The sequence below is a fragment of the Chryseobacterium hagamense genome, assembly GCF_007991455.1.
In the GTDB taxonomy this organism is placed as follows: Bacteria; Bacteroidota; Bacteroidia; order Flavobacteriales; family Weeksellaceae; genus Chryseobacterium; species Chryseobacterium hagamense.
This window is the reverse complement of record NZ_BJYJ01000005.1, coordinates 21286-47254: the sequence shown is the minus strand read 5'-3', so window position 1 is coordinate 47254 and position 25969 is coordinate 21286. Positions and strand designations below refer to the sequence as shown.

The following is a 25969-nucleotide window of genomic DNA, read 5'->3' as shown; positions in this document are numbered from 1 at the left end:
GAAAAATTTTATTTATTTAAACCACAAAATTAAAATAATAAATTGAAAACCAGCATTTTAAATAATTATTAAAATAAAAAAGGCCAGAAAAAAATCCTGACCGCTGATATGATATTTAATACTATTCTTAACCAAGCATCTTTTGTGCTTTTTTCACACCTTCCACCAATACATCAATTTCATTAAAAGTATTATAGACGGCAAAGCTCGCGCGTACAGTTCCTGCAATGTTAAAGAAGTTCATGATCGGCTGGGTACAGTGGTGGCCTGTTCGCACTGCGATTCCCAGTTTATCAAGAATCATCCCTACGTCCGAGGCGATTCCGATGCCTTCCAGATTGAAGGAAACAACCCCCGTCCGGTTTGCTTTCTCACCATACACTTTTAATCCTTCAATTTCCAGAAGCTGTCTCTGGGCATATTCCAGCAAGGCATTTTCATGGGTTCTGATGTTTTCGTGTCCCGTTTCCAGGATAAAGTCCACGGCAGCACCCAGCGCAATATTTCCACCGACGTTCGGGGTTCCCGCTTCATACTTGAACGGTAATCCGGCATAGGTAGTTTCTTCAAAAGAGCAGGTGGCAATCATTTCCCCGCCTCCGTGGAACGGCGGCAGTTCTTCAAGAATTTCCTGTTTCCCATATAAAATCCCCGTTCCCATCGGGGCATACATCTTATGGCCGGAAAACACAAAAAAGTCACAGTCCATTGCCTGGACATCAATGGTGAAGTGCGGTACCGACTGAGCGCCGTCGATCACGATATACGCATCGGTATTCTTACGCGTTTTTGCGATAATCTCTTCTACCGGATTGATCACTCCCAAGGCATTGGAGACCTGATTCATGGAAACGATCTTTGTTCTTTCATTCAACAACGTATCGAAAACGTCCATCTGAAGAACTCCGTTTTCATCCATCGGGATTACTTTCAATCTGGCTCCCGTCCTTTCGCAGAGGAGTTGCCACGGTACAATATTAGAGTGGTGCTCCAGATAAGAAATGATGATCTCGTCATCCTTTTTTAATTTCCGGGTTAAAATATAAGAGATAAGGTTCAATCCTTCGGTCGTCCCTTTGGTAAAGATGACTTCAAAATCGTATTTTGCATTGATGAATTTCTGGATCTTTCTTCTGGAAAGTTCCATTTCTTCCGTGGCCAGCTGGCTTAAAGTATGGATTCCCCGGTGTACATTCGCATTAAGCTCTTTGTAATAGGCATCCCAAACCTTCAGTACCGAATCCGGTTTTTGGGAAGTTGCTGCATTGTCCAGGTAAACCAACGGCTTACCGTTCACCTTGCGGTTTAATATAGAAAACTGACTTCTGATTTCCTGAATGTCAAACATTTATTAAATTTTAAATTAAAACGCTCTTATTTAGAACTCTTCAAATTTACGGCTTTTTTTCCAAAAGGAAACTGACGGTTGTTAGCAATAAACTGGATACCAATAGAAAGATTCAATGGATTCAATGTAAATCCTTTGGTACTAAATACCGGAAGAAGGATGTTTTTTTGGTGAGAATTATTAATTTAATTTCGAACACAAAGATCATAAAGATTTTTTAATACTACTTGTTTTGACGTTTCACAAAGCCGTTCTGCTTATAAAAGAATATAAAGATTTAAAAGAATATAAAGATTTTTAAAATTAATCAGGTTCATTAATTTTCTTTCTATTTTTAACAAAAAAACCTGCCAAAAATTGACAGGTTTCCATATTTTTAGATAAGAAATTCTTATTCTGCTGCAGTTTCGTCAGCTGCCGGAGCTGCTCCTTCTTCTGCTGCAACTTCTTCTTCATCTTCATCATCCATTGCTGCTGCACCTCCTTTCATTGCATTTCTAGACATCTTCACAGCAACTACTACTGCGTTGTCAGGATGCATGAAAGAGTATCCTTCCGCTTTGATACCTCCTACATAAAGTTTGTTACCGATTCTTAACGGCGTAACATCCACAACGATTTCGTCCGGTAAGTTAGCAGGGATTGCTTTTACTTTCAGTTTTCTGAAAGACTGACGAAGAACACCACCGGAAACAACACCTTTGGAACGACCTGTAATTCTTACAGGAACTTCCATAACTACAGGCTTGTCTTCTGCCAGCTGATAGAAATCAGCATGAAGGATTTTATCTGTAATCGGGTGAAACTGAATATCCTGAAGAACAGCCGGGATTGTCTGACCATCAACCTCAATAGATACCGTGTGTGCTTCAGGAGTGTACACCAAACCTTTGAAAGATTTCTCTGTAGCAGAGAAGTTCAAAGGAGCTCCACCTCCGTAAACAACACAAGGAACTAATTCAGCATCACGTAAAGCTTTTGTAGACTTTTTGCCCACGCTTTCTCTTTTTGTACCTTGAATTGTAATAGATTTCATTTATAAAAATTTAAAAAATTGTTTCAAAATTTAATTTGCAAACATTTAATTATCAATTAGATAATAAATTTACTGCTAATCGATTGGTGCTCATGGACCATCTTCATAACGTCTGCAAATAATGGGGCGCAAGATAGCACTTTTATTTTAGATGACAAATTATTTTTCACAGGAATTGAGTCAGTTACAATCACTTCCAGCAATTTTGAGTTTTCAATATTGTCATAGGCTTTGCCTGAAAGTACGCCGTGTGTAGCCATCGCTCTTACGGATTTTGCTCCTTTTTCCATCAGGATGTCTGCCGCTTTGCAGAGCGTTCCCGCCGTATCAATCATGTCGTCGATGAGGATTACATTTTTTCCCACCACGTCTCCGATCAGGAACATTTCTTCCACTACATTTGCTTTTTTTCTTTCCTTGTAGGCAATTACCACATCTGCCCCCAGGTGGCCTGCATAGTTTTTCGCTCTTTTAGCACCACCCATATCCGGAGAAGCAATGGTAAGGTTTTCCAGGTTCAGATCCCTGATGTAGTCTACGAAAATAGTGGATGCATATAAATGATCTACCGGAATTTCGAAGAATCCCTGAATCTGGTCTGCGTGAAGATCCATGGTCATGATTCTTGTGGCACCGGCTGCAGTCAGGAGATTGGCAACCAATTTGGCACCGATCGGCGCTCTCGGTTTGTCTTTCCGGTCCTGTCTTGCCAGTCCGAAATAAGGAAGCACTACGGTAATGCTTTTGGCAGAAGCTCTTTTCGCGGCATCAATAATGAGAAGAAGCTCTAATAAATTGTCTGCCGGCGGGAAGGTGGATGCAATCAGGAAAACCCTTCCTCCTCTTACGGATTCGTCCAGAACAGGCTCGAATTCCCCGTCGCTGAACGTCTGAAAGTTGATTTTCCCTAGTTCCTTCCCATAATATTGGGCAATTTTTTCTGCCAGGTCCCTGCTGGTCCTTGTGCAAAATAGATAACTTAACTGATCGGCCATTTTTACTTTTTAAAGATTTGCAAATTTAAAAAAAAACCACAAGAATTACTCCTGTGGCTTCTAAGTTTTTATTTTACCTGTTATTAAGGGAATTTAACTCCTGAATAATTGTTCGGGTTTACCTGTGGTAAAGTAGATTTGTACTTATCATTAATTGCTTTGATAAATTCATTGGCAATTAAGGCATATCCTCTTCCGGTAAGGTGTACCCCATCCAGTGAGAATGTTCCTCCGGTTACGAATTTTGCGGAATACTTTACCCCATCCCATGAAATTCCGGACTGTCCGTTCAGTTCCACCATTTTTTTATTGGCATCTACGAAAGCCAGGCCGTAAGCATCTGCCAGCCCTTTAATGGACGAATTATAAGCATCAACGGCTGTTTTTACTGTAGCTGCTTCGGTTTTCGTTAAAATATGCTGGTTCTGTAAAGGGTAAGAAATTCCGTATACATTCAATCCTGCAGGAACTCCCGTAGCTGTAGTTCCGATTACTGCCCTGGTCGTCAGAAGCACAAAATCATCAGCAGTCGCCTGTCTTGCCTGACCGTAAATCTGACCATAGGCCGTAGCCGCTGCCAGACCGATGGCCGGAGTAAGTGCAGCTCTGATCTGATCATTATAATCGGTCAGCGTTGCATCTTTAATTAAAACAGGATTTGCAGAGGTTGCAGAAAGCAGATTAAGCCTGGACCCTGCCCCCAAAGCGGTAAGCACCTGCTTCAAAGGACCGTAAATATTGGTGTTTAAGGCCGTAATATTTGAACCCAGCAATGTTGGAGTCAAAGGATTATAAGGTACCGTTGTGAAAAACGGAATGGATGTTACGTAAGGAATGTTTGCAATAACCCCTTTTGTAGCACCTCCTGCTTTTAATTTATCAAGACCTGCCTTGATGGCACCTGCCACCACATTAGGATCTGAAATATCATTAGCTCCATAAACCGCTGCATTGGTATTGCCGGTTTGGTTGATCCCTGATCCTCCGGTAGTAGCATAGCTCAATACATCATTGTTTCCGATCCAGTAAGAGAAAAACGTAGGTTTCTGCAGTACCGCATCATCAACAACGGTAGAAGTGGCACTCGTGGAGAATCTTACATAATAAGGATTCGCCGTTCCCAGTAAAATCCCTGAGGTATTCCCATATCCCGGAGCAACCAGATGGAAGGATTTTGCCCCCGGAACCCCGAAGTTATTCAGCTTCCCGGTAATTTTGGTAAGCACATTGGTTGTAGGGGTCGCCGAAACATTGGCAATATCCGGAGAACCGTTTGTAAATGACTTAATATAAAGTTTCGTTCCCTGAATCGTATTTCCCAGCAATACCAATCCGCCATTGTTATCTGCCATCAGCGGCTGTACGAAATCATTTCCTCCGGCAAGTTTCATCTGGCCGGCAATAATGTTCGGATAAGATTCGTTCTGCCCGTCCTGGTAAAGGGCTCCGTCCCTGTATCCTGAAGTCAGGGAGTTCCCGATGGAAATATAATTGGAGAAATCTGCTTCGCCTTTCGTTACCACCACATCGTTTACATCGTTATCAAATTCATCTTCGCAGCCCGTTGTAAACAGCAGTGCGGAAATAGCGAATGTAGAAATTATAAATTTTTTCATAGTCTTCAATTAAAATGGATTGTAAGATAAACCAAGGCCTAAATAGAATGCGGTAGCTTTAGCCTGTCCGTAGAACCCGAGGTTTTTGTTGTTTACATTTCTTGCCTGTGGCATGGCATAGCCTCCGGCTACATCAACACCGAACTGTTTCAGTTTGAACCCAACCCCTCCGGTTACAACATACGTATTGAAAGAAGGCGTTTCCGGAATGAAATGTTCGTCGGAGTAAGGGGATTCATCATAGTAAGCACCCAGACGTCCGTAGATCATATCGGTAAAGGCATATTGGGTTCCCAATCTGAAGGTCTTGGAATTCCTGAAATTCTTCGGCGAAACAGAAACTGTAGGATCTGCCTGGTTTCCAACCGGCGCACTGCCGAAGTCCAGGGTCAGCTGGGTATATCTGGACCATCCGTGATAGTTGAAATCTGCAGAAACCAACCATTTCGGTGTTACTTTATAGGTTAACCCGACCGTATATTCTTCCACCAGCGGTAAAGTTGCGGTAAAGCTGTCTTTTCCTGAGGTATCCAATCCCAACAGCGGGTAGATGGAATTGGTAGGAAACTTAAAGGTAGCGGTTCCGTCTTTGGCCTTCATATCAACCGGTGAACGGTAAGCCACACTCACATCAAGTTTAGGATCCGGTCTGAAATAAAACCCGAAGCCGTATCCGTGTCCGCTTGCCTTACTGTCGAGGTTAAGCTGTCCTCCGAACTGCGTTACCGCCTTGTCCCAGTTTACGCTTCCCTTAGCATAAATATAGCTAGCCCCGAATGCCAGCCAGTCGTTGAATTTATAGGAAACCATCGGCTGGAAATAGAAACTCTTGAGCTCAAGACGCTGAACCATTTCTTTCCCCTCCCAATCGCTTGGCCACTCGATGGTGCTTCCGAAAGGCGTGGAAAAGCTGAAACCAACGGATAGTTTTTCGATCGGCCTGTAAGCAATTGCCGCATAAATAGGAGTACCCATCGGATTATCCGTTTCTGTACTCTGCAAAGTATTCGTGTTCTGGAAGGTCACTTTATTGCTTGCTCCGAATCCTCCTGCCACGATGCTCAGCTTTGAAGGAATGAACGACATCCCCGCAGGGTTGAAAAACGTTACACTCGCATCTTCAGCATGCGCACTGGTATGTGCCATGGCCAATTGTTTCACCCCCTGCAGAGATACCCTGAAGCCTCCTGCGTAAGATAGAACGCCTGCCAGTAATGCAGTTGATACTAATATTTTTTTCATAGACTATTATTATATACCCAAATATAAAATTATTTTAGTTACACCTGTTAATAAATCATAAAATTTTAAACGTTATCTTAAAAGAAAATTATGTTTAAAATAACAAATGATTTATAACTCCTATAAAACGATCATTATTAAACACTTAATAAAAACAGAATCATCCAGCCGGCAATCCGTTTAACATTAAACATCACGTTTCCCGATTATTTGATTATTTTAGACCTCGTTAAGATAAAAATCATAAATTTGCAAATTAAATATATCATTATATGAGTTGTGGATGTAAAACATCCGGCGATTCGGCACATTCTTGCGGACCCAAGAAGACCGCGAATGGCTGTGAAAATGTAAATACCTGTGGTAATAGTTATAAATTAAGTGTTTTCGACTGGCTTTCTGACATCAACAATCCCGCACCGAACCGATGCGATTTTGTGGAAGTCAGATTCAAAAATGACAGAAAATCATTTTATAAAAATGTAAATAATATTCCTTTACATATAGGTAGCGTAGTAACAGTAGAATCGAGTCCCGGACACGATGTAGGTGTGGTAAGTCTCACCGGAGAATTAGTGAAAATTCAGATGAAAAAGAAAAAATGTTCTGAAGAATCGGCACTAAAAATATACAGGCAATCCAACCAGAAAGACCTGGAGGTCTGGCAGGAGGCAAGAAAAAAAGAAGATACCATTAAGATAGAAGCGCGGAAGATCGCTCACCGGCTGGGTCTTGAAATGAAAATTACAGACATTGAGTACCAGGGAGATGCTTCTAAAGTTACCTTTTATTATACTGCTGAAAGCCGTGTGGATTTCAGGCAGCTGATCAAGGAATACGCAGGGGCATTCCGTACGAAAATCGACATGAAGCAAATCGGTTTCCGCCAGGAAGCGGCAAAAGTAGGCGGTATCGGATCCTGCGGGAGGGAGCTCTGCTGCTCGACCTGGCTTACGGATTTCAGATCGGTAAATACGAATGTAGCCAGATACCAGCAGTTAAGCATCAACCCTCAGAAGCTTGCCGGACAATGCGGAAAGCTGAAATGCTGCCTTAATTATGAACTGGACAGCTACCTGGATGCCTTAAGCCATTTCCCGTCTTCTTCAACGACGCTGGACACGGAAAAAGGGCGGGCTTTCTGCATTAAAATCGATGTTTTCAAAAAGAAAATGTGGTTTGCCTATGTAGACAGTTCTATTGCCTGGTATGACTTTGATATTGATCTGGTAAAAAAATTCATCTCCAAAAACAAACGCGGTGAAAAGATACTTCCTCTGGAAGAACTGAAACAGCCGGACATTCCTTTGGCCAGCATCGATCTGATTCAGGAAAACAACGTTGACCGTTTCGAGAAGAAAAACCGGAACAACCGGAATAAAAACCAGAACCGGCCAAACAACAACAGCCAGAATCAGCAGGGCCAGAAGAGAAACAACAACAGGCCTGAAAGACAGGAACGTCCTGAAAGAAACGAAAGGTCCGAGCGTCCTCAGAGGCAGGAAAGGCCGCAACAGAACCAGAATCCAAAAGGCAATGCCAACAGCCAGCCAAGAACACAGCGGCCTCAACAGTCTCAGCAGCCAAAACCTCAGATGGAAAAGGTAGATGCAGCGCCAGGTTCTGAAGCTGAAAAGAAAACCAACTCGAACAAAAAGAAATTTAAAAAGAAGTTTCCTCCAAAAAAAGACAACAATGCGTAATATTTTAGGATTATGTACTCTTATCCTCTTCGTCAGCTGCCATTCTTCTTCGGAAGGCGAAGTCTTTATGAAGTCTGTTGACAACAAGTGGAATAAGAAAAGTGAACAAAAATTTAATCTTGAAATTTCAGATCCGCAAAATCCTAAAAATATTATATTTGTTGTAAGAAACAACAACGATTATCCTTACAGCAACATCAGGTTTATCGTGAATTTCACCGATCTTCAGAGCAAGAAGAAGCAAACCGATACGTTAAATTATGTATTGGCGAAACCTAACGGTGAATGGCTCGGCACGGGATTCGGCGATACCAAGGAAACGTTGTTTCAGTACAAACTGAATTATAAATTTCCGGCCAGAGGAAAATATGAAATCGGCCTTACCCAGGCGATGAGAAATGATATCCTTCCGGGAATTGAAGATATTGGAGTAAAAATAGAAACGGCTAAACCGTAATCATCAATGGACGTGAACAAACAGAACACAGGAAACAAAGGGAAAACCTTCCCTCTTCCTCCAAAAAAGAGAAATACTGCCTGGAAAAGATGGGTAAAATTTATCTGGATCGGATTTTTTGCTGTCGTTTTAGGTATTTCAGGACTTTTCTTCGCGGTATCCCAGGGCTTTATCGGGGAAATGCCGGATGTAAAAGAGCTTGAAAACCCGGATATTTATGTCGCCTCACAGATTTATTCTTCCGATGGGGTGCTGCTGGGAAAATTCGAGAAAGAAAAGACGCAACCCATTATTTATAAAGACCTTCCGCCTTATCTGATTTATGCTTTACAGGCAAAAGAAGACGAGCGTTTCAAAGAACACTCCGGAATTGATTTACAGTCAGTAGCAAGAGCGGTTGTATATGGCGGAGGACGTGGTGGTGGTTCAACCATTACCCAGCAATTAGCAAAATTGCTTTTTACCAATGGGGCTTCTCAGAATAAAATCCAAAGGGCATTTCAGAAACTGAAAGAATGGGTCGTAGCGGTAAGTCTTGAAAAAAGATATACCAAAGAAGAAATCATTACTTTGTATTTCAACAAGTTTGATTTCCTATACAATGCCAATGGTATTGAAATGGCCTCAAAAATCTATTTCAACAAAAAAACCTCTGAACTTACTTTACCGGAAGCTGCCATGTTTGTAGCCATGCTCGAAAATCCGGTGAAAAACAATCCGATGAGAAATCCTGAACGGGCAAAAACCAGAAGGGATGTCGTACTGGATCAAATGCTTAAAACAGGATATCTGGATCAGGCTACTTTCGATAAAGCTGTTGCAACCCCTATTAAAGTAGATTACCATCCGATTAAAAATATCAACGACGATTATTCAGCATACTATAAGTTTTATCTGAAAAAGGAAATCGACAAATATCTTGACGATTATGAAAAAGATACGGGGAAGAAACTGAATCTTTACAAAGACGGGCTTAAAATATACGTAACGCTGGATTCCAGAATGCAGAAGTATGCAGAAGATGCGATCAGAGAACACTTAACCGATCTTCAGAAAAGATTTGATGCCGAACAGAGAGGCCGGAAAAACTGGCCGTTCTATTTTCTTAACGATAAACAGGCGAATGACCTGATGATGCAGGCAATGAGAAGAACCGGCCGTTATAAGCAACTTAAAGCCGCAAATGTTCCGGAAGACTCTATTTTAATGGAATTTAAAAAGCCCATTAAGACGTCAAGATTTACATGGGCCGGAGAAGAAGAAGTAGAAATGTCGCCATGGGATTCCATCAGATGGCATAAAAAAGTAGCACAGGCAGGTCTGATGTCTATGGTTCCCGGAACCGGGGAAATCAAAGCCTGGGTAGGCGGTATCGATTGGCAGCATTTCCAGTACGATCACATCAAACAGGGAAAAAGACAGGTAGGTTCTACCTTTAAGCCTTTCGTTTATGCAACAGCAATTATGAAATTAGGCCTTACGCCCTGTTCCACCATATCCAATGCAAGCTTCAACAAAGGAACCTATCATGTTCCGGGAAGAGGAGGCATGCTTACTCTGAAAGATGCCCTGGCTCATTCACAAAACCCGGTAGCGCTTCGTCTGGCTGAAATGACCGGTACACAGAGTGTCATCCAGACCGCACGGGACCTTGGGGTAACCGAAGAAATTTCCACCAGCCTGCCGATGGCACTGGGGGCATCCGACATTACGATTTATGAAATGGTGGGCGCCTACAGTACTTTTGCCAACTACGGAAACTACAATAAGCCGGAGATGATCTGGAGGATCGAAGATGCCAACAGCAGGGTAATCAAAGAAGTGAATGTAGAACCGAAAGAAGTTATGAATCCGCTGTATGCCTACACCATGATCGAGCTGATGAAAGGGGTAGCCCAATACGGAACGGCTTCAGGGGAACTCGGCAGAAAAGGAATTTCTAAAGATATCGAGATTGCCGGTAAAACCGGAACCACGCAGAACAACTCCGACGGATGGTTTATGGGAATCGTTCCTAAGCTGGCAACGGGAGCATGGGTCGGATGGGAAGACCGGGCCACCCACTTCTTCGGAACGGGAGAAGGCCAGGGAGCTAAAATGGCATTACCGATATGGGCCATCTACATGAAAAAGGTATGGGCCGATAAAAGCCTTAAAATTTCACCGGATGATAAATTCGTGAAACCTTCGGAATGGAAAGACGGATGCTCGAATCTTAACGGATTGCGTTCGGGATACGGAGACGACGGCAGCCTGCAGACGCTGGACGAAATCAAAAATCCGAAACCGGCTGATCCGGGCGGACCGAAAAGTTCCGGAAAGAAAGAAGAAAACGTCAATGAAAATCTGAATACCGGAGAAGATATTGACTTTAATAATAAATAGATTCTTTTTTAGAAATACAAAAGACCTTTCAATGATTTGGAAGGTCTTTTCTTTTTAATTTATACCTTTGAAAGATGAATATTGAAAACATTATACAACCCTTTATAAAAAAGTTCCCGGGAGATTTTTCGGGAAACCCGATGCAGCGGAATACACCGAAAGTCCTTTTTTCCACCATTGCTCCTGCCGGTTTCGACCAACCCCGACTGATTGCTTTTAACAGGAAATTATCGGAGGAAATCGGGCTGGGCACCTTCACCGAAACAGATTTAAACTTTTTAGTCGGCAATCAGCTTCCTGAAAATATAAAGACCTATGCTACTGCTTATGCCGGACATCAGTTCGGAAACTGGGCCGGACAGCTGGGCGACGGGCGGGCCATCCTTGCCGGTGAAATTACCGGTGATTCGGGAGAAAGAAATGAAATCCAGTGGAAAGGTGCCGGGGCCACCCCCTATTCGAGGCATGCTGACGGAAGGGCCGTATTGCGGTCGTCCGTCAGAGAATACCTGATGAGCGAAGCCATGTTTCATCTGGGGATTCCCACGACCCGTGCTTTAAGCCTTGCTTTTACCGGAGAAGAAGTGGTAAGGGATATGATGTACAATGGAAATCCCGAATTGGAAAAAGGTGCAGTGGTCATCAGAACTGCCGAAAGCTTTCTTCGTTTCGGCCATTTCGAATTGATGTCAGCCCAGCAGGAATACAAAACGTTACATGAACTCGCTGATTTTACCATTGAAAATTATTATAAAGAAATCACCTCGGAAGGAGAACAGAAATACAAGGACTTTTTTGAAAAGGTATGCAGGAGAACGGCTGACCTGATGGTGGAATGGTATCGCGTAGGTTTTGTCCATGGCGTGATGAATACGGACAATATGTCGGTTCTGGGGCTGACCATCGACTACGGACCTTACTCCATGATGGACGAATACGATTTAAATTTTACCCCTAATACCACCGACCTCCCGGGACGGAGATACGCATTCGGAAAACAGGGACAGGTTTCACAATGGAACCTCTGGCAGCTGGCCAATGCGCTTCATCCGCTGATCAAAGATGAAAAATTCCTGGAAGAAATCCTGAACGACTACGGAAGCTATTTCTGGGAAACCCATGACCGGATGCTATGCAGAAAATTCGGTTTCGACCAGCTGCTGACAAGCGATGAAAAGTTTTTCACCTCTTGGCAGGGTCTGATGCAGGATCTCCAATTGGATTATACTTTATTTTTCAACCGGCTCGAAAATTACGATGAATCGACAGAGCTTAAAAAACAGTTTGAAAATGCATCCTACACTTTTCTGAATGATGAAGACCTCACCAGGCTTCAGGAGTTTATAGAAAATTATCAGCACAGACTGGAAAAAAATATCATCTCCCGCGAGAAATCCCTGGAATTAATGGCCAGAACGAATCCGAAATTTATCCTGAGAAATTATCTGCTTTATCAATGTATTGAAGAAATTAATGCAGGAAAAACGGAAATGCTGGAGAAGTTAACCCGGGCACTGGAACATCCTTATCAGGAACTTTATCCTGAATTTTCTTCGAAAAGGCCGTCCGGCTACGATGATATTTCAGGATGTTCTACCCTTTCATGCAGTTCTTAAGAAGATATTTTTAAATAAAAGCATCCGCTTTGTATCATTTCTACGACCGGATCCGGTCGTGTAAGATCCCGGATTGATTATTATCAGAGTATTTCCCGGCAATTGTATTGAATCTTGTGCATATTATAAAAACCCGTCATTTCTGACGGGTTTTATTTTTACTTTTGCAAAAAGATCCTAACGTGTCAAAGTTCAAAACAAAATTCGTCCATTTTCTTAAACTGATTTTTCCGTCGACCGGTATTGAACTGATCGTTTTTCTTTTCTTTCTCGTCGTCTACGGATATCTGGGATCGTATATCGCCATTCACCATAAGATTATTTTTGACGGCCGGATTCCCTGGGATGCCTATTTCAGCTTTGACAATAAATCCATCGTCATGACGGGAGGCAGTTTCGAGAGACATCCCCTTTCCTATTATTTTTTCAACTGGATCCGCGAACTGGCCCTGTTATTTTCAGACGGGAAAATGGATGGCAATTTCCGTTTTGCCCTGGCCTGGCTCAGCAACCTTGCCGTCAGCATGAGCATTCTCCAGGTCTTCAAATACCTGAAAAACATCATTGGCCTGCCATTGATCTTCAGCATTCCGCTGATCCTGTTTTTCGGGGGATTTTCAACAACGGTTCTTCTGTCCTTCACTCCCGAAAACTTTACCTATACCCTTTTCCTTCTGACTCTGTTCCATCATTATGCTGCGATAAAACTGAAAAGGGAACAAAAAATACCTGCGCTCGCCCTGGCATTTTCAGGAATTACCATCGGCGGACTCACGGTTACCAATATCGTGAAAGTCTTTATTCCCGTTGCTTTTGAAAAAGGTCTTTTTAAAAGCTGGAAAAAATTTGCCAATGCGGCATTCAGGGTGATTTTCACCTGTATTTGTTTTATCCTGCTCTATTTAAACCGGATCGATTTCAAATATGAAAATATATTCAGCAAAACCAATGAGCAATACGAAAAGTTCTCAAACGTAAATGCTACGCCAACATGGGATATGATTCTTTCCTACTTTTTTGGAGGGAACGTGCTGTTTTCTAACTTTATCATCCGTGATAAGCATAACATGAACGGCTATCGTTACAAAGGCATTATCATGGATGTCTATAATTCCTGGATTCCCTATGTTTTCATCACTGCATTGCTGGCTCTGATCATATGGAGTTATGTGAAAAATTTCAGGAATAAGGCAGCTCAGGTGCTGATGATTTCTTTCGTTGTGGATATCCTCATTCACTGCCTGATGAGATTCGGACTTCATACGGCTTTTATTTACGGCGGGCACTTTGCGTTTGTGTATCCGTTACTTTTGGGATGGCTGTTTTACAGCTACAGACAATCTCCTAAGACCCTGTCCTTTCTAACCGCCGCGTTCTGTATTTTATTCGCCTACCTTATGATTAATAACTATCTGAGGATGACGGAATTCTTTTGGTTTTTAAAGACCTTTTATTAAATTCGATCCGGTCAATCACCCTCTGCTGTCGTGGAGACAACAAATAGCTATATTTCACATTTTCAGTAAAATAACGTGAATCGAGGTACAAACCGTAAATAAAGACTGGAAGACGGAAGCTGGATGCCGGAAGTTTCTTTTGTCAGACATAGGATCAAAGATCCTGATCATCAAACTGAAATGTTATCGCTTTATCAGAGAAGTTTTGATTCAATACTGAATAACCGCTTTTTTTTCAATCAGGGACGGATTTCTCTTGTTTTAAAGTCCTGAAAAGACGGCTTAGTACAGGATAGGATAAAATCCTGTCAGAAGCATAAACCGTGTATTAATTAAAATCCCGAAAAAATCAGTCTCATTTTTATTCTTGAATTAAATAATCGACTGAAGATGATATTGATACGGCCGAGCTCACGCTAAATAAAATCAGAAAATTCAATAAAACTCCAAACAAAAAAGCTGAGAAAATCTCTCAGCTTTTTTTATTTATTTTATATTAAATTATTTCGCTTCAGCGCAGAAAATCCTGTACTGAACGGCCATTGCAGATTTAAAATACTCTTTGATCCTGGACAGGTCGGAAGCGGCACTCTGCTTGGTAAAATAACTTCCCGCAAGGATTTTATAATTCGGGCGTAAAGAAGCATCCGTCTCTACTTTCAGATTGGGAAACCGTTTTCTGAAATAAGCTTTTACTTCATTTGCTTCTTCATTGCTCTTCACAACGGTGATCTGGATTTTATATCCTAGAATTCTTGGATTTTTCCTGCAGATTTCCGCATTGGTCAGTTCCCGGCTCGGAACATAGATTTTAGTTGGTTTTGCAGGTACATAATCGTCATCAACGTCTCTGGAAGCTATTGAAGCAGAGCTCTTTGAACATTTATCCTCAATACTTTCAAGGGCGGCATTTACCCTGGAATCCATGGTCATCGTCAATTCCGTGCCGGCCAGGGTATCCTTTTTTACAACCTGTTGTGCGTCAATACTGTAAAAAGACAGCATCATCAGGATCGAAAATATTTTAATCAAATTTTTCATTTAAAGTTGTTTGCGCAAATTTAGGCAAATAAAAAAATTATACCAAATCCAGTTATTTAGAATAGTTACAAATTAAACGCAAATGACATTTTCCCCTTTCTATATACCGTTAAATTCCTGTTAAAAATATTATTTTTGCGGGATTGATTGAATGTTCAATATTTACTAACATAAGATAATTTAAATGATTAGTTGGAGAAAGCATTATAGACAAACGTTGATCGCAATAGGCTTATTGCTATCAACCAGTGCTTCAATTTACGGGCAGGACGGCGATCCTAAGAATGGTGAAAAGCTTTTCAAAGCGAATTGTACTGCATGTCACGCACTAGACAAACAAGTTGTAGGACCTCCCTTAAAGGGCGTTGTAGAGCGGGTAAAGACAGAAGGTGGCGTAGACAAGGACTGGCTTCACAAGTGGATCAAAAACAACAAGGAGCTCAGGGCTTCCGGAGACAAGTATGCCAATGAAATTTTTGAGAAGTTCAACAAGACGGAGATGCAGGTCTTTCCAAATCTTAGCGATAAGGACATTGACGACATCCTGGCTTACACCACTAATCCGCCGGTAGCAGAACCGGCAAAAACGGATGCTGCGAAGGATGCTACTGCTGCCGGAACGGCAAATGCAGCTCCGCAAAGCTCTACCACAACCAACGTTGTCATCATTTCCCTTTTAGCAATTGCAGGTCTTCTAGTCTGGATTCTGGTTAAACTGAGACAATTGGTAAAACTCGGACAGTCTGAGGATCTTGCCGGACTTAACGAATCAAGGGTAAAATCATTCAGTGAAATCTACGAGAAATACCACTATATCGGAAAAGGACTTATTGCCATTCTGGCCATTTTAGCGGCTTATGGTGTATGGAACTGGCTGATGTGGATCGGGGTTTACAAAGGTTACAAACCGGAACAGCCCATCTATTTCTCACACAAAATCCACGCAGGAGAACAGAAAATCGACTGTCAGCTTTGTCACTCCAGTGCCAAATACGGAAAAGTATCTGAAATCCCTTCCATGAACGTTTGTATGAACTGTCACCGGACGATTTCCGAATACAATGCCGAGCACTACATGGAGCCAGGAAAAGACAAAGCATTCTACGACGGAGAAATCCAGAAAATCTATGCAGCTACGGGCTGGGATCCTGCCAAACAACAGTACACCGGAAAAACACAGCCGGTTGAATGGACAAGAATCCACAACATGCCGGACTTTGTATACTTCAACCACGCACAGCACGTTGTAGCAGGAGAACAGGCAATCATCAATTCTTTCAACAAAAAGAATCCTAACAACAAAATCGATGTGGTATGTAAGGCCTGTCACGGAAAAATCGATACCATGAACGTTGTACAGATGGCGAACGACTTTACAATGGGATGGTGTATCGAATGCCACAGAACAACAGAAGTTGACATGAACAACGGTTATAATAAAGAATACTTCAAGAATCTACACGACAAGCTGAAAAAGCAGTACCCTAAAGACGGTGGTAAGATTACAGTAGATGCAATTGGAGGTATTGAGTGTGGTAAATGTCATTATTAATAACTAAAAATTAGAAGTATCAAATGGCTTCAAACAAAATACAATTTAGAAGTATTCACGAACTTAAAAATCCGGCTTTAAACAATAAGTTGGCTCAAAAAGAGTTCCAGGAAGAAATTCCTGTAGAAGATTTCCTTGAAGACGCGGAAAAGAACGGTTCCGGTACTTCAAGAAGAGATTTCTTAAAACTATTAGGGTTTTCTACAGCAGCCGTAACCCTGGCTGCCTGTGAAGCTCCGGTAATCAAAACGATTCCTTATGTGGTAAAGCCGCATGATATCATTCCGGGGATTCCTAACTATTACGCTTCAACCTATTTCGACGGATTCGATTTTGCAAGCGTCCTGGTAAAGACAAGAGAAGGAAGACCGATCAAAATAGAACCGAACCCGGCAGCGGGCGATTTAGGGAAAACCAACGCCAGGGCTCAGGCCAGCGTACTTTCTCTTTACGACAATGATAAAGTAAAGCAGCCTAAATTTGAAGGAAAAGACGAAACTTTCGACAAAGTCGACAGTTTTGTAATCAAAGGACTGGAAGAAGCCAAAGCAGCCGGTAAAAGAATCGTATTGCTCTCCCATTCTTTTGCTTCCCCAACATTCAAAAAACTGTTCGCTGAATTTAAAGCAAAATATCCTACTGCTGAATTAGTAACTTACGATGCATATCCTTATGCTGCAGGATTGGATGCAGCCCAGGAGGTTTTCGGAACAAGAGCATTGCCTGTTTATGACCTTAAGGGAACTGAACTGGTTGTTTCTTTCCAGGCAGACTTCTTAGGAGACTACAACGGAGGAGGTCTTGAATCTTCTTACGCTGCAGCCAGAAAGCCGGGAGCCGCTATGTTGAGACACGTTCAGGTGGAATCCAATATGTCTCTTACAGGAGCTAACTCTGATGAAAGAATCAGACTGAAGCCGAGCCAGGTGAACAAGACTTTGGTTGAAGTATATAATGCTATCGTTGGCGGCGGTTCTTCCGATAAAACAGCGAATGATATCGCAAAAGAACTTCAGACCAAAGGAAGCAAAGCAGTTGTCTTTGCTGACGGTTCCAAAGGCGCTCAGGTTTTAGCCCACTTAATCAACCAGAAATTAGGATCGGTAGCTTTCACCGGAAAAGCCAACTTCCTTAAAGATTTCGACAAGGCAAGATTCCAGGAATTCCTGGGATGGGTAAATGCAGGTCAGGTTGGCGTATTGATCGCAAACAACGTAGACCCGATTTATTCTTATTACAAAGGAGAAGATTTCAAAAAATCCTTAAGTAAAGTTCCTTATGTAATCGCCGTTGCCGATAAGAAAAATGAAATGTACAAAGCTGCGAAAGCGGTAATCCCTGTAGCCAACTGGCTTGAATCATGGGGAGATATCGAGCCTCAGAGCGGTGTCTATTCATTAATGCAGCCAACCATCCAGAAAATTTACAAATCAAGACAGATCGAAGAATCTCTTTTGGTTTGGAAAAACGGTAAAAACAATGCTGCCAACAACTATTATGATTATTTAAAAGCAAGTGCAACCTCTATCTTAGGAGCCACCTCTTTCAATAAAGCATTATATAACGGGATCAATACTTCGAATAATACAACGATGTTGTCTTATGCCGGAGGAAACGGAGCCCAGGCTGTTGCCGAAGTAAGCGGGTTCAAACCTTCCGATCTGGAATTGGTATTGTACACGAAAACGGCAATGGGAGACGGTACACAGGCCAACAACCCTTGGTTGCAGGAATTACCGGATCCGATCACAAGAATGTCGTGGGATAACTACCTGACGATGTCTCCGAAAGATGCCGAAAGATTAGGGATCGACAACGACCTTAACGCGAGAATGCAGCTTGACGGATCTATCGTTAACCTTACGGTAAACGGAGTGACTATCAAAGATGTTCCCGTATTTGTTCAGCCGGGACAGGCAGAAGGCTCATTGGGTCTTGCGCTTGGTTACGGTAAGAAAAACTCAGGAGCAACGGCAGATACAGGGGTAAACGCTTATCCTTTATTCGACGGTTCCAATCTGGCGATTTCCAACGTTAAAATTGAAAAAACGGGTGAAGACCACGAATTTGCCGGAATCCAGCTTCAGAATACCCTGATGGGACGTTACGAAATTGCAAAGGAAGTTCCTTTGGCTGATTTCTTAAACGTAGCATTCGACGACGAACACAAAGGATGGAACAGGCCTTTGGAGTACCACACCATCAGCGGAGCGCTTCCTGCAAGAAAAATCGACCTTTGGGATGCTTTTGATGATACCGACGGTCCTCACTTCAATATGTCAATCGACCTGAACTCATGTACCGGTTGCGGATCTTGTATCATTGCCTGCCAGGCGGAGAACAACGTTCCTGTTGTAGGTAAAGAAGAGATCAGAATGTCCAGGGATATGTACTGGCTAAGAATCGACCGTTATTATTCTGCAAGACAGAAAGTAGAAGTATATGAAGGATTAAAAGAAGGAATGGCCGTTCCGGAATTGTACGGAACAGCTTTCAATAAGGAAGGCGGTGCACTGAACCACCCGGCAGATAATCCTGACGTGATCTTCCAGCCGGTTATGTGCCAGCACTGTAACCATGCACCTTGTGAAACGGTATGTCCGGTAGCGGCAACGTCACACGGTAAGCAGGGGCAGAACCACATGGCTTACAACAGATGTATCGGTACAAGATATTGTGCGAACAACTGTCCTTATAAAGTAAGACGTTTCAACTGGTTTACCTATAACCTGAATGACAAGTTCGATTTCAACATGAATAACGACCTTGGAAGAATGGTACTGAATCCGGATGTTGTCGTAAGAACAAGAGGGGTAATGGAGAAATGTTCATTATGTATCCAAATGACCCAGACCACGATTCTTGAAGCTAAGAAAGAGGGCAGAATTGTAAAAGACGGAGAATTCCAGACAGCATGTTCAAAAGCTTGTACTACAGGATCCATCCAGTTCGGAGATATGAATGACAAAGAATCTGAAATCAGAAAATTATACGCTGATAACAGAAGATACTATTTACTTGAAGAGATCGGAACCAAACCAAACGTGTTCTATCACACCAAAGTAAGAAACAGAGTAGAAAAATAAAGTTTAAATAATAAATAGGTAAAAAATGTCAGGACATTACGAAGCTCCGATAAGGGAACCTCTAATTATTGGTCACAAAACTTATCACGATATTACGGAAGATATCGCACGACCTATCGAAGAAAGAGCAGGCAAATTATGGTGGGTATCACTGTATGCAGCCCTGGTTCTATTCATCTATGGATTCGGGTGTATCGCGTATACCATCGGAACAGGTATTGGAGCATGGGGACTTAACAGAACTATTAACTGGGGTTGGGATATCACTAACTTTGTATGGTGGGTAGGTATCGGTCACGCCGGAACACTAATCTCAGCGGTATTATTATTATTTAGACAGCGTTGGAGAATGTCTGTAAACCGTTCTGCGGAAGCGATGACGATTTTCGCGGTAGTACAGGCGGCCATCTTCCCGGTAATCCACATGGGTAGAGTTTGGGTAGGATATTGGGTATTCCCTTTACCGAACCAGTTCGGTTCTCTTTGGGGGAACTTCAACTCTCCTCTACTTTGGGACGTATTTGCGATCTCCACGTATTTCTCAGTATCTACAGTATTCTGGTTCATGGGATTGATTCCTGACTTTGCAATGATCAGAGACAGAGCAAAAACACCATGGACTAAAAAGATCTATACATTCCTGGCCTTCGGTTGGGGAGGTAAAGCAAAACACTGGCAGCGATTCGAAGAACTTTCTTTGGTTCTTGCAGGTTTGGCTACACCACTTGTATTCTCGGTACACACCACGGTATCTTTTGACTTCGCCACGTCGGTAATTAAAGGATGGCACTCGACGATCTATCCTCCTTACTTCGTTGCCGGAGCGATCTTCTCAGGATTCGCCATGGTACAGACGCTGTTGCTGATCGCAAGAAAAGTATGTCACCTGGAAGATTACATCACCATGTATCACATCGAAATCATGAACATCGTAATCATCTTAACCGGTGGTATGGTAACTGTAGCTTATGCTACGGAATATTTCATCGGATGGTATTCGGGATCAAGATTCGAAGACTTCACCTATCTTTCTCCGGGTGCTGCCGTAGGTCCTTACTGGTGGGCATTCTGGGCATTGATTACGTGTAACTTGATTATCCCTGCATTCTTCTGGTTCAAGAAAGTGAGAACCAACATCATTGCAACTTTCATTATTGCACTGATCATCAACATCGGGATGTGGTTCGAGCGTTTTGACATCATCGTTATTAACCTTTCAAGAGATTACTTACCTGGATCTTGGACGATGTTTAAGCCGACGATCATTGATGTAGGTGTATATTTAGGAACAATCGGGTTCTTCTCCGTATTATTCTTATTATACGCAAGAACATTCCCTGTAATCGCACAGGCCGAATTAAAATCGATTTTGAAAATCTCAGGTGAAACTTATAAAGCAAAAGAAGGAGATGAGCACCACTAAAATTGTATACGGACTTTATGCCGACGACGACGATTTGATGAACGGCGTTAAGGCATTCAACGATAAAGGAATCGCAATCAACGAAGTATATACTCCGTTTCCGGTTCACGGGCTAGACAAAGCTTTAGGTTTGAAGAAAACAAGAATTTCCGATGCCGCCTTTCTTTACGCTCTTTACGGAGTAACGATCGGAGCTACTTTAACCTGGTATGTAATGAATCACGACTGGCCGCAGAATATCGGTGGTAAACCGGCTTTCGACTGGGGACACAATATGCCGGCATTCGTAGTACCGATGTTCGAACTTATGGTATTCTGCGCGGCCCACATGATGTCATTGACTTTCCTTGTAAGAAACAAAATGTATCCGGGAGCACCGGCACAAAACCCGGATCCGAGAACAACGGACGATAAATTCATGATGGAATTCGTAACTGAGGATGTAGAGTCCGTAAAGCAGTTGCTTATTGAAACGGGAGTTGAAGAAATAACGGTTAAAGATGCTTAAAATGAAAAAGAATGTACTAAGAATTACAGCAGTTTTAGGTTTAACAACCGTTTTACTTAACTCTTGCGGACCGAAAGACAATACACCGCTGGTTTATTTCCCGGACATGTATTTCCCGGTTGCTTATGACCCTTTGATGAAAGCTCAGGATGCTTATTCGGATCATGAAAATGAAATCCCCGCTTTCGTAAGAAATAACGGAGCTACAGGGCTTACTCCTGTAGAAGGATCCGTTGCACAGAACAAAGACGGCGTATTTGAAGAAGCTTTGCTTCCTAAAACACCGGATCAGTATAATGCCGGCTATGATGCATCCAAAACCATCACCGCTTCTCCTTTGAATCCTGCGAATGCAGCAAAGGATCTTGAAAGAGGGAAAAACCTTTTCGAGAAAACCTGTGGCGCATGTCACGGAGTTGGCGGAGACGGACAGGGACCGATCGTACAATCCGGAGCTTTCTCCGGTGTACCGAACTATGCTGACAGAGAGATTACCGTAGGGTCTGTTCATTATGTAATAACAAACGGTAGAAACGCAATGGGATCTTATGCAGGACAATTGAATGCAGGAGACCGATGGAGAGTAGCCATGTATGTGATCAATGCCTTCAAGAAAGGTACTGCCGCACCTGCTGCTGCAACCGCTACGGCTACACCGGCCACGGCATCTGCTGCCCCGGCCACTGCTGCTGCGAAACCAGAAATGACTACCGAAACTAAAAAATAAGAAAAGAAATGTATAGTTTTTCACCAAAATTAAAATCAACTTCTATAATCCTTCTTGTTGTAGGTTTAGTTCTGTTTGGTATCGGTTTCTTTTTAAATAGAGGAATTTCTACGGAGAAAATAGAACAGATGATGGAAGCGGTACATGCTTCAGGTCATAATGCGCCTACACACTCAAGTGAAATGGTAGGTCCTCAGGATCATGCGGCTCATCTTGAGCACGCTGAACTTCAGGTACACAACCAGCCTTTAGCGGCCATACATTTTGTAGCTGTATTTTTCTTCGGCGTAAGCTGCTGCGTACTGTTCTTTTATTCTATTCAGCACGCTGCCCACGCAGGATGGCCGATCATTATTACCCGGGTAATGGAAGCAATTGCTTCTTACATTCCTTACGGAGGGGCAATCCTGATTATCCTGATGCTGTTGAACATTACTCACCAGGGACATCTTTTCCACTGGATGGATCCGGAACTTACCGATCCTAACTCAGCACATTTCGATGTGATCCTGTTTGAAAAGAGAATTTTCTTAAATATTCCTTTCTATGCCGTAAGAACATTCATTTATGTATTGGGTGCTTCTTTCTTCTCATGGAAACTGAAAGCTCAGTCTAAAAAAGTTGACGAGACCAATTCAAGAACCGAATACCAGATGCTTTACCGATGGGCAGTAGGATATATTGCATTCTTCGGATTTGCTTCTGCAGCCTGGGCCTGGGACTGGTTGATGTCTATCGACCCGCACTGGTACTCTACCATGTATATCTGGTATTCTATGGTAAGCTGCCTGTCGAGCGGTATCGCAGTAATCATTTTATTAAGTGTTTATCTTAAGAAAAACGGATTCCTTCCGCAATTCAACGATAACCATTTGCATGATCTGGGAGTATTCTTATTTGCTACAAGTATGCTTTGGACATATACCTGGTTTGCACAATTCATGCTGTACTGGTATGCGAACATCCCGGAAGAGGTAAACTACTTCTTCGGAAGATTCCAGCATTACTCTCCTACTTTCTTACCGATGCTGATCATCAACTTCTTATTACCTTTATTGGTATTGGTAAGCAGCAGCATCAAGAGAAATTATAAAGTGGTAACCATCATGGCCATCGTGGTGATCTGCGGGCACATCCTGGATTACTTCAATATGGTAATGCCGGGAACCGTAGGACCTTACTGGAAAACACCTGAAGTGTTCATGCTGATTCTTGGAGCCATTCTTTTTGTAGTCGGATTATTTATGTTTACCGTGCTTTCTGCACTCTCCAAACTGAAGCTTATCCCTACAGGAAACCCTTACTTACACGAATCTGAAATCTATGAGTATCCTTTCTAAGGACAACTGATTACAAGATAAAACTAAAGACTGGTCATTATGATCAGTCTTTTTTTATTCCCTTATGAAAAAACTTAGACCGGCAGTGTAACTTTTTTCCATTTTTATTGTCTTACTATTAAGAACTAATTTTTTTATAACCCGTAATTCAACCAGAATACCATGAAGAAAATTCTCTTTTTATTTTTTTATGTTTCATTATTGCCTATTTTCAATGCCCAGAGTATCACTTTTATCTCTGAAAAAACCAGTAAGCCTTTACCCAAAGTTTCAGTTTTCGGAAAAGACGGGAGCATTGTGGCTTTCTCAGATATTGACGGTAAAATCGATAAACAGCTTATAAAGCCTGAACAGGAGAAATTCCAATTGATCTATGATAACATTTCCGTAGCTACCTTATCCTATTCGGATTTTGATAAGGAAGTAATTAAAATCAATGACCGCATTAAAGACATCGAAGCAGTAATCATCAAAAATGACAAACCCGCAAAATATGTTTTTGTAAAAGGAAACTTCAATACTTATGTCACGTTGAATAACAAACTGAATTCTTACGCGGATGGAATTGCTACCTACATTTTCGACAACAAGACCAAAAAGCTGAAAGATACGCGGATCGAACAGTACAGGGTCTTCGGGCTGGAAAATGCAGAAATGGACCGTAAAAAACTTTCTTCCTGGGATTATGGAATGTTTTTAAAAGTTCCGAAGCTTAAAGATGTCGGAAATATCAATAATTACCAGAAAATGAAAAATACAGTGCTGAAAGAACTGAAGGGCACAAACAAAGATGAAATTGAAATTACAGGAGAAGCTCTTCAGGAAAAAGAATTTGCTTTTTTCGGATACCGGCTTTTCGACGTCAGATCGATTCTTAATATCGCCTATACTCAGAATTCCACAAAACAGCTGAGAGACCTTATGGAATACAATGAAATCGGATTCCTGAAGATGAAACACAAAAGCGAGCCGGAATACAATGCGGTGGTTACATACACCAATTTTTATCCTACGGAACTTGAATTCGGCAATGAGAATGATGGTGAAAAAGCCAGGTTCGACCAAAACAGCAGCCGCTACACTTCAAATTATTGGGAAGATCCTACATTTCCGAATATGCAGTCTGTTTTCAGCTCATTTTTCAAAGATGATCTGAAAGAGAAACAAAACAAAAAATAAAATCCTCTATTAATAAAGGTTTTATTATTTTTGTGCTAAACGGAAAAAAAATGAAAAAGTTTTCTTTTCTACTCATCTTCAGTCTGTTGTTATTTACAGCATGCAAAAAAGATCATGTAGATGCTACCACGACCAAGACTTTACAGTCGAGTATCAATGATATGACGGCCAGTCTGCCGACGATTCAGCAGATTAAATTCAATGAAGCCTTGTATATTCTGAAGACTTTCGGTGTGGAGGCAGACGGCGATGTTGCCGAACTGAAAGCGCTCGGCCAGCTGATCGACGGGAAAAAAGTTCCTGAAATTATGACGATGGCCGACCAGGTGGCGCAGAAAAACGGGATCGAATGGGCCAGTACCGCTCCGCCTTCTTTAGGTGAAATGAATATTTTCGGAAGTGAAGCGGCGAAAGAAACCGATCCGAACGACGTAAAAGCAAACTCGCTAAGCATTACCACCCGGCCTGCCGGCGATGACGGACTTGGTGCGCCGACCTCCATTCAGATCGTACCGCGACTGGTAGATAATACAGGAAAGCCCGTATCCTTCACGGGAGCCGGTCTTGAAGCCACTCTAGAAGTATTCAGCAACGGTGTCAAACTTTTGACGGCAAAAAACCTGATGCAGGATAACAATTTCAAAGGGTTCAATTTAAAATTCTCTTCCATTCCGGCTGCAAAGGTCATGGATAACAAGATTGATATCACGGTTTCGGTAAAAACGACCGCGAAGACATTCAAAATGACAAAAGTAGGACTGGACGTAAATCCTGACCTTCTGAAAGTTCCGGCTGCACCGAAAGTGGATTCTCTGGCTGTACCGGAAGACCCGGCCGTAATTGATCCGAACAATCCGAATGCAACGGTTCCTTCTGTTTCTGCCGATCCTAACGCCACAGGTCCGGCTACGGTACCGGCTGCGCCAAAGCAACCAACCGCTGATCCTAAAACTACGGTAGCAGGATTTCTGAACAACGTAAGCGCACAGAACCTGAAAGCGGCTTATAATGCCGCAAGCAACCCGACCTGGGGCAGCTATGAATCTTTTGCCAATCCTACGTCAGGTTTCGGTTCAATAAAGAATGTCAGCGTAAAAAATATGACCACCAATGCTTCAAACGCGAATTCAGCAAGTGTAAATGCAACGTATGACGTCACGGACAAGAGCGGTAAGACTACCGCCCTGAAAGTAACCTTCGGGCTTAAAAATGTAAACGGAGACTGGAAGATTTCCAGCTACAGAATCAATCCATAAAA

At 42.3% G+C, this 25969-nt stretch carries 19 protein-coding genes; 13 read left to right on the top strand and 6 right to left on the bottom strand.

Annotated features, from left to right (window positions below):
• Positions 1–127: 127 nt before the first annotated feature.
• The 5 genes from CHA01nite_RS07475 to CHA01nite_RS07455 form a co-directional block, all read right to left on the bottom strand.
• A complete protein-coding gene (locus tag CHA01nite_RS07475) occupies positions 128–1348 on the bottom strand; it encodes a cysteine desulfurase (protein WP_146940689.1) in 1221 nt (406 codons plus the stop codon).
• Between the two features lie 391 nt (positions 1349–1739).
• Positions 1740–2384, bottom strand: coding sequence for a 50S ribosomal protein L25/general stress protein Ctc (locus tag CHA01nite_RS07470; RefSeq protein ID WP_146940688.1), 645 nt, complete (start codon positions 2382–2384; stop codon positions 1740–1742).
• Positions 2385–2440: 56 nt separating this feature from the next.
• Positions 2441–3379 (bottom strand): ribose-phosphate pyrophosphokinase, encoded by a 939-nt coding sequence (locus CHA01nite_RS07465; protein WP_146940687.1) that lies wholly within the window; start codon positions 3377–3379, stop codon positions 2441–2443.
• A gap of 83 nt (positions 3380–3462) precedes the next feature.
• Positions 3463–4995, bottom strand: coding sequence for an SGNH/GDSL hydrolase family protein (locus tag CHA01nite_RS07460; RefSeq protein WP_146940686.1), 1533 nt, complete (start codon positions 4993–4995; stop codon positions 3463–3465).
• Positions 4996–5004: 9 nt separating this feature from the next.
• A complete protein-coding gene (locus CHA01nite_RS07455; protein WP_146940685.1) occupies positions 5005–6237 on the bottom strand; it encodes an OmpP1/FadL family transporter in 1233 nt (410 codons plus the stop codon).
• A gap of 272 nt (positions 6238–6509) precedes the next feature.
• Here CHA01nite_RS07455 and CHA01nite_RS07450 point away from each other — a divergent pair, with 272 nt between their 5' ends.
• The 5 genes from CHA01nite_RS07450 (at position 6510) to CHA01nite_RS07430 (ending at position 13855) form a co-directional block, all read left to right on the top strand.
• Positions 6510–7940 carry a PSP1 domain-containing protein gene (locus CHA01nite_RS07450; protein WP_146940684.1) on the top strand — a complete coding sequence of 477 codons (1431 nt, stop codon included), beginning with the start codon at positions 6510–6512 and terminating at the stop codon, positions 7938–7940.
• Positions 7933–8397, top strand: coding sequence for a gliding motility lipoprotein GldH (locus CHA01nite_RS07445; RefSeq protein WP_146940683.1), 465 nt, complete (start codon positions 7933–7935; stop codon positions 8395–8397). Before CHA01nite_RS07450 ends, CHA01nite_RS07445 begins: the two co-directional genes overlap by 8 nt.
• Positions 8398–8403: 6 nt before the next feature.
• Complete coding sequence (locus CHA01nite_RS07440; protein ID WP_146940682.1) at positions 8404–10782, top strand: transglycosylase domain-containing protein; 2379 nt, start codon at positions 8404–8406, stop codon at positions 10780–10782.
• Positions 10783–10856: 74 nt separating this feature from the next.
• Positions 10857–12398 (top strand): protein adenylyltransferase SelO, encoded by a 1542-nt coding sequence (locus tag CHA01nite_RS07435; RefSeq protein WP_146940681.1) that lies wholly within the window; start codon positions 10857–10859, stop codon positions 12396–12398.
• Positions 12399–12580: 182 nt separating this feature from the next.
• A complete protein-coding gene (locus CHA01nite_RS07430) occupies positions 12581–13855 on the top strand; it encodes a DUF6080 domain-containing protein (protein WP_228458365.1) in 1275 nt (424 codons plus the stop codon).
• Between the two features lie 501 nt (positions 13856–14356).
• Here the strand turns inward: CHA01nite_RS07430 and CHA01nite_RS07425 are convergent.
• Complete coding sequence (locus CHA01nite_RS07425; RefSeq protein WP_146940679.1) at positions 14357–14896, bottom strand: SPOR domain-containing protein; 540 nt, start codon at positions 14894–14896, stop codon at positions 14357–14359.
• Positions 14897–15080: 184 nt separating this feature from the next.
• Between CHA01nite_RS07425 and CHA01nite_RS07420 the strand changes: the two genes are divergently transcribed.
• The 8 genes from CHA01nite_RS07420 (at position 15081) to CHA01nite_RS07385 (ending at position 25967) form a co-directional block, all read left to right on the top strand.
• Positions 15081–16448: a c-type cytochrome gene (locus tag CHA01nite_RS07420; RefSeq protein WP_146940678.1), complete on the top strand. Its 1368-nt coding sequence runs from the start codon at positions 15081–15083 to the stop codon at positions 16446–16448.
• A gap of 23 nt (positions 16449–16471) precedes the next feature.
• Positions 16472–19534, top strand: a complete 3063-nt coding sequence (locus CHA01nite_RS07415; protein ID WP_146940677.1) for a TAT-variant-translocated molybdopterin oxidoreductase — start codon at positions 16472–16474, stop codon at positions 19532–19534.
• 25 nt (positions 19535–19559) lie between these two features.
• Entirely contained in the window at positions 19560–20957 is a 1398-nt protein-coding gene (gene nrfD / locus CHA01nite_RS07410; RefSeq protein ID WP_146940676.1) for an NrfD/PsrC family molybdoenzyme membrane anchor subunit, read from the top strand.
• Positions 20944–21465, top strand: a complete 522-nt coding sequence (locus CHA01nite_RS07405; protein ID WP_034691794.1) for a DUF3341 domain-containing protein — start codon at positions 20944–20946, stop codon at positions 21463–21465. Before nrfD ends, CHA01nite_RS07405 begins: the two co-directional genes overlap by 14 nt.
• Positions 21458–22192 (top strand): c-type cytochrome, encoded by a 735-nt coding sequence (locus tag CHA01nite_RS07400; protein WP_146940675.1) that lies wholly within the window; start codon positions 21458–21460, stop codon positions 22190–22192. Before CHA01nite_RS07405 ends, CHA01nite_RS07400 begins: the two co-directional genes overlap by 8 nt.
• An 8-nt stretch (positions 22193–22200) precedes the next feature.
• Entirely contained in the window at positions 22201–23532 is a 1332-nt protein-coding gene (locus CHA01nite_RS07395; RefSeq protein ID WP_146940674.1) for a quinol:cytochrome C oxidoreductase, read from the top strand.
• Between the two features lie 162 nt (positions 23533–23694).
• Positions 23695–24711 carry a hypothetical protein gene (locus CHA01nite_RS07390; RefSeq protein ID WP_146940673.1) on the top strand — a complete coding sequence of 339 codons (1017 nt, stop codon included), beginning with the start codon at positions 23695–23697 and terminating at the stop codon, positions 24709–24711.
• Positions 24712–24761: 50 nt separating this feature from the next.
• Positions 24762–25967 carry a hypothetical protein gene (locus CHA01nite_RS07385; RefSeq protein WP_146940672.1) on the top strand — a complete coding sequence of 402 codons (1206 nt, stop codon included), beginning with the start codon at positions 24762–24764 and terminating at the stop codon, positions 25965–25967.
• The last annotated feature ends 2 nt before the right edge of the window (positions 25968–25969 follow it).